We start from the raw sequence: 12,055 nt of genomic DNA, 5'->3' as shown, positions 1-12,055 counted from the left end.
CGTCCGGCGACACATCCCCGGCCTGCTCCGCCAAGGTCCAGCCGTTCTTACGGCCCAGGCCGGAGACCAGCCCACACAGGTACTGCCGCGCCCGCCGACGCGGCTCCGACCGACGAAACCGTGGCCCAATCCGGGCATGCAGCCGGTCCAACTCCCCACGCCAACGATCAACATCAACGTTCGCCACAGGCAGACCAACGAACCCGACCCGAAGACGATTCGCCTACTGCCGTTGCAGTATTAACCCGGTCTACTTCGACCTGATCTGGGCCGGCGAGAAGCGTCACGAGTTCCGACGCCGCTTCTTGACCGGCCAGTCGGTGCGCTGGTACGTCTACCTCACCGCCCCGGTGTCCCGCCTTGGCGCGGTGATCGACCTGGGGCCCGCCGTGGTGGACACACCGCAGCGCATCGCTGATATCGCCGAGCAGGCCCGCGTGGGTAACGGCGTTTCGGTGTTCGAGTACGTGCAGGACCTGCCACAAGCGTTCGCGATCCCCATTCAGCGAGTCGTTCAGTACCCGGGGATGCCGCTGGATCAGCTCAAGGTCGAGCTCGGCTCGTTCCATCCCCCTCAGGGCTACACCCGGCTGTGCAACCATCCCGATCTGCTGAGTATCTGCGAGAAGGTCACGGCCGACTCACCGACCCGCGAGATGACCGTGCACGGTCACTAGCGGCATCCTCGGCCGCGACGACTGGGAGGTGGAAGTCATCACTCGTCGTCAGGCAACCCCCAAGGAGCCGTCCCCCCTCCGCCGCGCCCGCCTCGCGCGAGGATGGACCCTGGAGAATGTCGTCGAGGCGTTCGACCAACGCACCACCGGCGGGCACTCCGGCGTTACCCCGACCATGGTCAGCGGCTGGGGGTTGGGCCGGCATACCACCAGCCACGCTCACCGCAAGACGCTGTGCGCCATCTACGGCAAAAGCGTCGACGAGCTGTTCACCCACCAGGACAACCACCTGGGCGACCACGGTGACGAGCCACAACTGCTGGCCCGGTACGTCGACTTGAACGAGGCGATGCTGACCGTCGTGGCGCAGGCCCGCGAGTGCCTCATCGTCACCGGCTCATGGTCACGTAGCACCGGGTACCTGCAAGCGATCGAAGCTGCCCTCGTGGCGAGCCCCGCGCTGATCTTTTACCGCGTCCTGCACGGCCCACCTCACTATCGGGTGCTGCGCGATCACCTGGCGCGGCTCCTGGAGATCCGCGATCCGCGAGACCGCAGCTTGGGCGTCAAGACGCTCAACCTCGGCATCGAGGAGGACCCGTTGGCTCCAGGGCGGTTCTTCGTGGCCAGTGAGCGGGCGGCCGTGGTTCCCATCCCGTCGCTGACCTCCCATGAGGCGTTCGACTCCGAGGTGCTGTTCGGCGCCGGGCCGGCCTCACGCCTGCTCGACCACGGCCGGCAGGCGTACGCTGCCGCTCGACGCATCGAAACGGTGGTCGGCGTGCAGGCGTTGGATGTGCTGCGAGAGCGGCGGGGGGATGATTCTCTTGTGCTGAATATCCGGTTGACCGTTTGAGGTTCGTCCCATCAACCTGTGCGAAGCTTTAATGATCTAGGAACCTCCAGTGGACGCCGGAACCCCGGAAGGTTCCGAGGGAGAATATCTGTATTAGATGAACAAAACGGACCCCGATTGGGTCGATGACGCATCGTCGGATTGCTATATTCGCTGTTGATGAGCTGCTGCGCCCGGCCACCGCGCCGGGCGAGGATCGCAACTCGGTGCGGGTGTTGTGCTCGCGGATGGCCTGCTCGACCTGCGCCCGGCCACCGCGCCGGGCGAGGATCGCAACAACACCGGTGCCGCCCGGGCTGCGGTCGATTCCTTCCACCTGCGCCCGGCCACCGCGCCGGGCGAGGATCGCAACACCCTCGACGGCGGCGAGGCCGTACTGAACCCCGTCCTGCGCCCGGCCACCGCGCCGGGCGAGGATCGCAACTTCAGCGCGATCGGCGGCCTCAACGGCGGGGGTCAGCCTGCGCCCGGCCACCGCGCCGGGCGAGGATCGCAACGATCCGGAGGTCGCCGGCATCCCCCGGGTCGGTAAGCCTGCGCCCGGCCACCGCGCCGGGCGAGGATCGCAACCCTCCGGCTCTGCCGGTTGGCCATCGATGGTGTGGGCCTGCGCCCGGCCACCGCGCCGGGCGAGGATCGCAACGGCCTGATCAACCCGGGCTCGACGCGCACCACCACGACCTGCGCCCGGCCACCGCGCCGGGCGAGGATCGCAACCTGGGCACCCCAGGACGGCTCGTCGTCGAACCAGTCGTCCTGCGCCCGGCCACCGCGCCGGGCGAGGATCGCAACCTGGTGGTCGGCGGGCTGCTGTCCACGTACGGCGCGCCTGCGCCCGGCCACCGCGCCGGGCGAGGATCGCAACACGCGCCGACTCGACCGGGTCGACCGCGCTACCGGCCTGCGCCCGGCCACCGCGCCGGGCGAGGATCGCAACAACGACTCGGGCTCGGAGATCGACCGACCGCTGTCGATCCTGCGCCCGGCCACCGCGCCGGGCGAGGATCGCAACCCAGCCCGGCCGGTGCAGCCGGTGCGACGCGGTGAACCTGCGCCCGGCCACCGCGCCGGGCGAGGATCGCAACGCGGAGCCGGAGACGGGTGGGGAGGCGTACATTCCCCCCTGCGCCCGGCCACCGCGCCGGGCGAGGATCGCAACGTCAGCAGCACCAGGCAGGCCACCAGGAAGTCGCTCACCTGCGCCCGGCCACCGCGCCGGGCGAGGATCGCAACGCTAACCTGCCCCTGCTCAACCGGGCATCCCGAACCCCTGCGCCCGGCCACCGCGCCGGGCGAGGATCGCAACACCGACTTCGGGCCGGACCCGGCGGCGTACGCGGCGACCTGCGCCCGGCCACCGCGCCGGGCGAGGATCGCAACGTTGACGCCGAACGGGCGGTCGCCGACTGGGTCAACCTGCGCCCGGCCACCGCGCCGGGCGCGGATCGCAACAAGCACGTCACCCCCGGCAGCCCTCTCCGCCAGCGGACCTGCGCCCGGCCACCGCGCCGGGCGAGGATCGCAACCCGTACGGGCGCGGGTTCCGCGACGCCGAGGAGTCCGACCTGCGCCCGGCCACCGCGCCGGGCGAGGATCGCAACCAGACGGGGGACGACATCACCGGGTACACCCGGGTCCCTGCGCCCGGCCACCGCGCCGGGCGAGGATCGCAACGACTCGTCGTAGGTGGCCTTGTCGACCCGGCGGGTCCTGCGCCCGGCCACCGCGCCGGGCGAGGATCGCAACGGGAGATACCGAGCCCATCGCAGAACTGGTGGACCTGCCTGCGCCCGGCCACCGCGCCGGGCGAGGATCGCAACGCCCTGCCGGGGACCGAGCAGCAGGCCGAGTAGCCAGCCTGCGCCCGGCCACCGCGCCGGGCGAGGATCGCAACCCTGACGTGTTCGACCGGATGGCCCAGCTGGAGTCCCTGCGCCCGGCCACCGCGCCGGGCGAGGATCGCAACCACCTCACCGTCGGTCAGTTCCGCCGGAGCCAGGGCCTCCTGCGCCCGGCCACCGCGCCGGGCGAGGATCGCAACCGGCAGCAGCAGCCCGGCGGGAAACCGGACCGGGCCCTGCGCCCGGCCACCGCGCCGGGCGAGGATCGCAACCGCGCGCGTGCGGTCGTGAGTTGCGGTCTCAGGTCGTGCCTGCGCCCGGCCACCGCGCCGGGCGAGGATCGCAACCGCCCGGCGGGCGGCCTCATCGGCGGCCTGACGCTGACCTGCGCCCGGCCACCGCGCCGGGCGAGGATCGCAACACGGACGGCAACGTCAGTCATGGTCATCCCTCAGATCCTGCGCCCGGCCACCGCGCCGGGCGAGGATTGCAACGGCAACGACTGGGCTACCGCCGACGTCACCGGCTGGCTGCGCCCGGCCACCGCGCCGGGCGAGGATCGCAACCCGAGCGAGTAACCCACCGGTGCCGCCTACCGGAAGTCTGCGCCCGGCCACCGCGCCGGGCGAGGATCGCAACCACGCTGCGGCGTTGCGGACCAGGTCCGTCGCCAGACCCTGCGCCCGGCCACCGCGCCGGGCGAGGATCGCAACCCGGCGGAGGTTGATGTCGACTTCACCGGCGCGTTCGGCTGCGCCCGGCCACCGCGCCGGGCGAGGATCGCAACGGCAACGACTGGGCTACCGCCGACGTCACCGGCTGGCTGCGCCCGGCCACCGCGCCGGGCGAGGATCGCAACCCCTACCCGGGTGAGTCCACCAACGCCATCGCCTACACTGCGCCCGGCCACCGCGCCGGGCGAGGATCGCAACCCGCAGGGCATCACGATCGGGAACCTGGCCCGCGTCGTCTGCGCCCGGCCACCGCGCCGGGCGAGGATCGCAACCGGTTGGCGGCAATGCCCACCGGCAGCGACCTCACCCTGCGCCCGGCCACCGCGCCGGGCGAGGATCGCAACGCCGACAAGCTGAAGCTCATGCAGGCGGCCGGCATCCTGCGCCCGGCCACCGCGCCGGGCGAGGATCGCAACCTTGATGGTGCTCACGTCCTGGCCCTTCATCCTGGCCTGACTGCGCCCGGCCACCGCGCCGGGCGAGGATCGCAACGCGGACCGACAAATACCCGCCGTGAGTGACAAAAGCGTCGCTGCGCCTGGCCACCGCGCCGGGTGAGGATCTCAACACCAAGGACGGCGCGGCGGCCGGGTACAACGTCCTGGTCGCTGCGCCCGGCCACCGCGCCGGACGAGGATCGCTTGGTTGGGTAGCCGCACCAGCTGGACTTATTCGGGCGGTCCGGAGTCCTATGACGGTCCGGCTTTCGGGCGACGGCCGCCCGGATAGGGTGTCCCTGGCGGGCCCTTGATCGTCCCGGCACGGGTCAAACGGCCTCCCGTTTACCCGTTACCTTTTTGGGCGGCGTTGACAGCTGCCTCATCCCCGACGAGCGGCGGATCTATGGAGAGCTGGGTTGGAGCTGGACTGCGTACGCCCGGTAGGGGATCGACGCGGAAACGGCGGCGTCACGCCAGAGGTTGGCCTGCACGATCTTCTCCGGCTCGCTGATCAACTCGCCGGAGACGAACCGGCCCTCCTCGTCGTAGTACATCGCCACGAGCTGAGAGGAGTCGAATAGCCAATAGTCGTAGCGAGGTAATGCAGCCGGCCAGTCATCACCGGAAACCACGATGAGGCGAACGTCCTCGCCCGCCTCGACCGTGTGCTCGTAGGCCCAGCCGCATTCGAACCGGACGTAGTCCGACAGCGGCTCAACGACGACATGGACCCGGTGCATGCGCTTACCAGCCGATACCGCAGCCCGCACGGTGTCGCACCAGGCAGCGATCCCGGGAAACTCCCCACGGGACTCGCCCGCCAAGAACCGGGCGAACTCGTCCTGCTCGTACGATACGTCGTACCGCTGAAGCGTTTCTAACCGGTAGGCCGTATACCGGAAGTCGCGGAACAGTTGGTTGAACTCGGCATCATCCAGCGACGTGAACGATCGGGTCAACCTCCCTCACCGCTGCCCGGACTCGCGGTAACGCTCGATCGCGCCGAGCACCACTTCGGCAGAGATCCGCACCGCGCCCTCACCGGGCAGAACATTCTCCAACTCGCCGAAGGTGTCGCCGTCGACCAGGGGCCCCTGGACGACCAGCTCTCCACTGTCGGCGAGGTAGATCGTCGGGCAGCCGTTGCCACCCGACCCGGGATCCTTAAAGAGCTGGGTCAACTTCACCGCGACCTCCTTCGCGAATCACACGGCCAACAAGCGCCGTCGGTGAGGACATTAGTGCGTAGCGTAGCGGCTGAACAAGGCGATATCGTCTATTCGATCTTGGCGCATCGGGGCACGCGCATCACCGTGCGTGCCCCGTCCGAAGACCCGGCGAGTGCGAATCGGGTACCCCGAGAGGGGCCATCTCGGTTGCGCTCGTCCCTGGGGCGCCGGGGCGGGGTCAGGTCACGGTCCCGGCGCGGGGTGCGGTCAGAAGGTGATCGTGAGGGTGGTGTCGAATCGGCTGATGTCGTCGTGTCTGGCGGGTCGGGTTCCTGCGCGGTGGGCGGTGACGGTGGGTTGGTTGGGGCGGCCTGCGGCGTCCCATTGGTCGAGCAGGTTGGTCAGGTCGGTAGCGAGCGTGGTGGCTTCGGGTCCGTGGGCGATCGCGCCGAGTTCGTGGTGGCCGTCGCCGGTGTCTTGGAAGGCGAGGTAGGCGATGGTGCCGCCGTGGTAGATGGCGGCGCCGGCCCATCGGTAGGCGGGGGTGACCAGTCCGTTGGTGCGGGCGGTGTTGCCGACGCCGAGGCGGCCGAATGGCTTGTTGGCGTGGACGAGGAGCCACAGGTCGAGGTGGCCGATGGGATCGGCGTCGCTGACTTGGATGCCGGTCCAGCGTTCGAGCCGGGGGTGGCTCAGGGCGTTGGCGAGGGCGGCGCGGTCGGGTTGGTCGGTGGCGTCGAGTTTGAGGACTACGTTGGTGTCGAGGCGTACGTGGTGGTCGGTGTGTTCGGTGCTGCCGCGCATGGGGACGAATCCGCAGACCAGCGGCGTCGTGGCGCTCACCAATGTCGTGGGGCTGGTGCGGTCGAAGGCGAAGCATCGGGTCAGGCCGCTCTCGTGTACGCGCAGGGGCACGACGATGCGGCCGTGGTCGGCGAGTTGTTCCCACCAGGCGGCGGCGATGTCCCAGGCTCCGGCGGTGATGATGATCCGGTCGTAGGGCGCGTGATCGGGGTCGCCGAGGGCTCCGTCGCCGCAGATCACCGTCACGGTGTCGTAGCCGGTGCGGTCGAGGCCGGCGCGGGCGCCGTCGGCGAGGTCCTGGTCGAGTTCGATGGTGACGATCTTGCCGCCGGGGTTGGTCAGCTCGGCGAGGAGGGCGGCGTTGATGCCGGTGGCCGCGCCGATCTCCAGGACGCGCTGGCCGGATTGTGGGGCGAGTTGTTCGAGCATGTCCGCGACGAGGCTGGGGCTCGACGCTGACGACAACGCCGCACCGCTGGGGTCCCGTTTGGTGACGATCTGGCGGCGGGTGTAGACGGTTTCCAGGTCGACACCGGGGAGGAACTGCTCGCGGGGGACCGTGCGGAAGGCGTGCGCGATGGGGGCGGAGCGGATGTGGCCGCGCTGTTCGAGCGTGCTGGCGAGTTGTTCGCGCAGCGTCGCGGCACTGGACGTTCCCGGTGCGGTGGGGGAAGTGTTCACTACGTTGACCCTACTGTCGATCTTGGTGGCGGTTTGGTAGCCAGATGGGGTGTCCGCACGGTTCAGCCGACCTTGACATCGCTGGTGGGTGTCAAGGTCGGCTGAACCGTGGCCGGTGGTGCCGTCAGCGTGTCAGGGACGGGGTTCGTCGTTGAGCTGATCGACGGTGAACAACTTGCCCGGCGACATGTTCACCATTTTCAGCTCTTTGTTCGAGTACATGTAGTCGGTGGGCAGCCTCATGGTCCAGAGCAGTTGCCGGGGTTCGTTGGCAGTTGGGCCGCTGGTGTCCACGGTTTCTAGCAGCTTGCCGTCCCAGTAGATGCCGATGGTTCCGTGGTTGGGACCGCGCTCGCCGAACAGGGAGATACGCCGCCCTCCCTGTGTCAGGTAGGTGACGTAGTCCCCCTCCTGCGCCGTGGCGTGGATGTCATTGTCGTAGTCCCCGTAGGGCCGGTTGCTGGAGTAGGCCCACCCGCTGCCGACGTACCTGAGATACCCGGGCGTGTTGTCGGGGATGCCAGTGATGGAACTGTTGACGTAGTGGGTGAGCGTTGCGGTGGACGGGGCCGTGGTCGTGGTGCCCTCGTACACTGCCCGCAACGAATTCGTGTAATTGCTGATCATGTTGGCTGCCAGGACCACATACCTCGCCTCGGCGAACCCTCTCGAAGTCTCCGTCGGCAGGACGGTCCCCAGCTTCCGGGTCCCGTGGTAAATGGTGATCGCTCCGAGTGGCTGCTGGACCGGTGCACCCGTCGCTTGCACCGATGCCACCAGGGTGATGTCCTGCCCTTGGCCGGTGGGGACGTCGTCGGTCCGGTTGCCGAATTCGAAGATCCGTAGCTTGATTGAGGTCTCGGCCCTGACCACCTGGCTCAAGACGGCCGTGGCAGGGCTGCTGGACGTGGAGCCAGAGTACGATGCCCGGATCTCGTGCGTGCCCACCACCCAGGAGGTGTTGGGGACGGCAGCACAGATGGCCCTCCCGTCTCGTACCGCGATGTCCCGGCAAATCGTGACGCCGCCCAGGGCGAATGTCATCGAACCGGTGCTCACCGCTGGAGTGACGGTCGCGGTGAAGACTGCCGGACTGTAGTAGGTACTCGGGTTGGCCGACGAGGTGAGGGCCACTGTGGAGTAGTAGCTGATCCGGACTCGTCCGTTGCCGGAGTTCACGCCGCGTCGGTAAGTCGCGGAAGCCGACGCCTTGCTGCTGCCACCGCCGCCACCGCCGCCGCCGCCGACCTGCCAGGCGCCCTGCCCGCCGTTGCCGCCGCCACCGCCGTACCAGCCGCCGCCACCGCCGCCACCCCCACCACCGGTACGCGCCATCGCGTCAGTGCTCAGCGAGCACACGGCGATCTGGATGCATTCCCCGTCGTTGCCCTGCCCCGGGCCGGCGACTGCCGCGCCGCCCTCGAAGTTCGGTCCCTTGCCGCCGGCGGTCTGCCCGCCGCCCTTGCCGCCCGAGCCCTCGTACGAGGATCCGGTCTCCCGGAACCCATCTTGACCGGATCCACCTGCCACGCTGTCGCCGCCGCCACCGCCGTAAGCGTCGCTGTCCCCTCCGAAGATGCCGCCGCCGGCACCCCCGCCACCGCCTCCACCGGCCGCGACGATCAGCTTCGTGCCGTCGGCGCTCCGGATATCGGACGCACCGCCACCGCCGCCGCCGCTGGCGGGCACCATACCGTTGCTGCCACCGCCCCGGCCGCCGCCGTTGAAGCCGCCGTCGGCCCAGCCGCTGCCGCCGCCCTGCGCCGTCGTCCCGTCCGCGCCGGAACCACCCACGGTGATCGTGAGTCGCTGGCCGGGGGTGACGGCGACATCGTCGATCACCTGGGCGCCCAGACCACCCGGCGCGCCGTGGGTTCCGCCCCGGCCCCCCTGCGCGCCAGAGATGTCGAACTTGATTCTCTGGGCACCGGCGGGCACGACGAAACAGTAGGTTCCCGCCGCCGTGTAGTCGGTGGCCGACGAACAGTCCGCCGCCGAGGCCGACGCCGGGGCGATGCCCACCAGGACGGCGCCGCCGAGGACCAGACCCAGTCCGCCGGCCGTCAACCTGAGGTGATTCATCGGTGTCTCCTTCGTACTGTGCGTGCTCAGTGTTGTCACATAAAGTTCTACGGCGGCCAGGCCGACAGCACCCTGGGCGAAATTCCTAGTCCGTGACGAGGGGCTTCCTGGGAGGCGACGTGCGGTTGTGGCACGAGGGCGTGAGGCGTCGGCTCGACGAGGCGCTGACGTCGGCCCGTTCAGGCCGCAGTACCGTGATGCTCATCGAGGGGGAGCCGGGCAGCGGCAAGACCACGTTGCTCGACGAATTGGCCGAACGCGCCGATGGGTTTCGGGTGCTCGCCGCCGAGGGACTGCCCGGGGAGTGCTTCGCTTACAGCGTCCTGCTTCAGTGGGGCGTCGACCTGCCACATGACTCACCTGGCGGGCCGATCGCGCCGTTTCTCGCGGCGCAGCGGCTGCGCGAACATCTGAACCGCGTCGCGTTCGACCGACCGGTGCTGCTACGCGTCGATGATCTGCAATGGGCCGACGACGAGTCGATCAGCGCGCTGTCCTGGCTGGTCGGTCGGGCCACCGACGACCAACTGCTCGTCGCGGTGGGGGCTCGACCGGGGTTGCGCGGTGCCGCCCCGCGCTGGCAACGGCTGCGCACCGGCAGCGGGCTCTTCGTGCGAATCGAGCTCAGCGGGCTGTCGATCGACCAGATCGAGACTCTGCTGACGGCACGTGGACAAAAGCTCTCTCGCGACGCCGCAGTCGCGCTGCACCGGCACACCGACGGGAATCCGCTCTACGTCACCGCGCTTCTCGACGAGCACGATCCGGCCGACCTCGCCGCCCGGCAGTCGCTGCCTGCCCCGGCCGCCTTCGCCGCCACGGTCGCCCAGCGTACAGCGCGGCTAAGCGAGCCGGCGTTGGCGCTGCTGCGGCTCTGCGCGGTCTGGGGTGCTGACTGGCACTCTCTGCGCGACGTCGCCGGGTTATCCACCGCCGATCCTTCCGAGGCGATCGAGGTGCTCGTCGAGCAGGGGCTGCTGGCGGTTCGCTCGGAGCCGGGCGCGGTCCGGGTGACGCACGCACTGGTTCGCGCCGCCGTCTACGAGCAGACGCCGCTTGCGCTGCGGCGCGACCTGCATCACCAGATCGCCAAGGTTCTTACCGATCGTGGCGAGGTGCTCGGCCAGCGGCTCGCGGCCTCCTCCAGCTATGACGACCAGTTGGCCGGTGACCTCGACGCGTACGCCCAAAGCCTGCGCCGACGGCGCGCCTGGCAACGGTCGGCGCGGTATCTGCGGGGCGCGAGCGACCTCACGACCGACCCCGGGCATCGGCGCCGCAGGCTGCTGGAGTCATTGATGGATCATGCGTTGTCGTCGGATCCGGCGGTCGTGCACGCCGAGCTCGCCGGGTCGGACGGAGCGGACGATCCGGCGGCGTTGGTAGTGCTGGCGGTAATTCGCCTCGCCGCGCACCAGTTCGAGGAGGTGGAGGGCATGCTCGGGCGGGTGCTGCACACCCCCGGTCTGGACAACCTCACCGCCCACCGGGCTGGTGTGCTGCTCGCCTTCGCGATGCTTCGCACCAGCCGGCCGGCCAGCGAGGTGCATGAGGTTCTCGGGGCCGCGGAGGACCTGGGTATCAACGATCCCTGCGTCTTCTACCACGCCCGGTTGGTGCGCACCATGGCCGATCATCTTCGGATGTCTCCAGCTCAGCAGTGGCGGACACTGGACCCCGCGCTGTCCGACGCCGCCGCCGTGCCGGTCGAGGCGAGTTACGAGCTGGCCCGGCGCGCGATCGTCGCGGTGCGGGCCGGCCTGTTCGACATCGCCCGTTGCGATCTGCAGGAGGTGATGCGCCGATTCCGCGGCGGTGAGCTCACCGGCGCTGACGGTCGCATTCCGCTCGGGCTCGGTTTCGTGCAGTGGCTACTCGGTGACTGGACGAACGCCCGGATCTCGATGCACCTCGGTATGGAGCTCGATCCGGATCCGGTCTATCCGTTGTACCTGCTACTGGGTGATGGGCGCTTCGACGAGATGGATCGGGCGATGGCCCCGCTGGTCGAGCAGATGCGGCAGGGCCGCGCAGCGGGCGATTCGAACCTGACCCACCTGATGGTGTTACGAGCCCACGCCGAGGGCGACCGCGACCGCATGCGCGGGGCCGGACGAGCCGAACTGCCGAGCATCGAGGCAGTTTTGGCCGGGTCGTACCGCCCGACGGCGCTGTGGCTGCTCAGTGCCGGCGTCGCGGCGACCTGGGCCGGCGCGACCCACCACACCCGCACGTGCGCCGAGGAACTGGTGCGGCTCGACCCGTTGCCCGCCTGGGCGCCAGCATGCGCGTCGTGGCTGCGAGCCCTGGCCTCCGAACAGGAGGGCGACGTACCCGGCGCCGTGCGCGCGATGGAGCCGGCTCTGCGCGACCCAGGGATGAACCTGCCGCTGTTCCGCGCCCACATGCACGTCGACCAGGCGCGGATGGTCTCCCCTGACAGAGCACGGCCGTTGCTGCAGGAGGCGCTTGCCGCCTACCGACGGCTCGGCGCCACCCCGTACGTTCATCAGATCCGGCAGCGCCTCGCCGAGCCCGTACCGATCGCCGCGCCAACGTTCGTGGTCACCGACCGAGAGCGCGACGTGCTGAGCCTGACCGTCTCCGGGATGAGCTACGCACAGATCGCCGACGAGCTGTTCATCACGCGAAAGACGGTGGGGTACCACCTGTCCAACCTGTACGCCAAAGTGGGCGTGACCGGCCGGCACGAGCTGGCCGAACTGGCCCGCCGTCAACCCGAGCTCTTTCGCCCGGTGCCGGCCTGACGC

The 12,055-nt window shown here is 69.7% G+C and carries 7 protein-coding genes and 1 CRISPR repeat array; of the genes, 3 read left to right on the top strand and 4 right to left on the bottom strand.

What is annotated here, in order from left to right; all coding sequences use genetic code 11:
• Positions 1-320 precede the first annotated feature (320 nt).
• Both H1A17_RS19930 and H1A17_RS19925 read left to right on the top strand, forming a co-directional pair.
• The gene (locus H1A17_RS19930; RefSeq protein ID WP_228543867.1) at positions 321-677 is read left to right on the top strand and encodes a hypothetical protein; all 357 of its coding nucleotides are present in this window, start codon (positions 321-323) and stop codon (positions 675-677) included.
• 28 nt (positions 678-705) lie between these two features.
• Positions 706-1,533, top strand: coding sequence for an XRE family transcriptional regulator (locus H1A17_RS19925; RefSeq protein ID WP_309236817.1), 828 nt, complete (start codon positions 706-708; stop codon positions 1,531-1,533).
• Between the two features lie 166 nt (positions 1,534-1,699).
• A CRISPR array of direct repeats spans positions 1,700-4,752; the repeat unit is 36 nt; unit sequence CTGCGCCCGGCCACCGCGCCGGGCGAGGATCGCAAC.
• 197 nt (positions 4,753-4,949) lie between these two features.
• Here the strand turns inward: H1A17_RS19925 and H1A17_RS19920 are convergent.
• From H1A17_RS19920 to H1A17_RS35330, 4 genes are all read right to left on the bottom strand, one after another.
• Positions 4,950-5,507 carry a DUF6879 family protein gene (locus tag H1A17_RS19920; RefSeq protein ID WP_088642393.1) on the bottom strand — a complete coding sequence of 186 codons (558 nt, stop codon included), beginning with the start codon at positions 5,505-5,507 and terminating at the stop codon, positions 4,950-4,952.
• A 6-nt stretch (positions 5,508-5,513) separates the two neighbouring features.
• Positions 5,514-5,735, bottom strand: a complete 222-nt coding sequence (locus H1A17_RS19915) for a hypothetical protein (protein WP_194822625.1) — start codon at positions 5,733-5,735, stop codon at positions 5,514-5,516.
• A 249-nt stretch (positions 5,736-5,984) separates the two neighbouring features.
• On the bottom strand, positions 5,985-7,202 hold the full coding sequence (fxlM, locus tag H1A17_RS19910; protein WP_194822624.1) for a methyltransferase, FxLD system: 1,218 nt from the start codon (positions 7,200-7,202) through the stop codon (positions 5,985-5,987).
• Positions 7,203-7,334: 132 nt separating this feature from the next.
• Positions 7,335-9,284, bottom strand: coding sequence for an Ig-like domain repeat protein (locus H1A17_RS35330; protein WP_168222533.1), 1,950 nt, complete (start codon positions 9,282-9,284; stop codon positions 7,335-7,337).
• A 119-nt stretch (positions 9,285-9,403) separates the two neighbouring features.
• Here H1A17_RS35330 and H1A17_RS19900 point away from each other — a divergent pair, with 119 nt between their 5' ends.
• Positions 9,404-12,052 (top strand): LuxR C-terminal-related transcriptional regulator, encoded by a 2,649-nt coding sequence (locus H1A17_RS19900; RefSeq protein WP_194822623.1) that lies wholly within the window; start codon positions 9,404-9,406, stop codon positions 12,050-12,052.
• Positions 12,053-12,055: the final 3 nt, after the last annotated feature.

Source organism: Micromonospora sp. S-DT3-3-22 (genome assembly GCF_015354745.1).
Classification (GTDB): Bacteria; Actinomycetota; Actinomycetes; order Mycobacteriales; family Micromonosporaceae; genus Micromonospora; species Micromonospora wenchangensis.
This window is presented reverse-complemented; position numbering and strand designations above follow the sequence as displayed.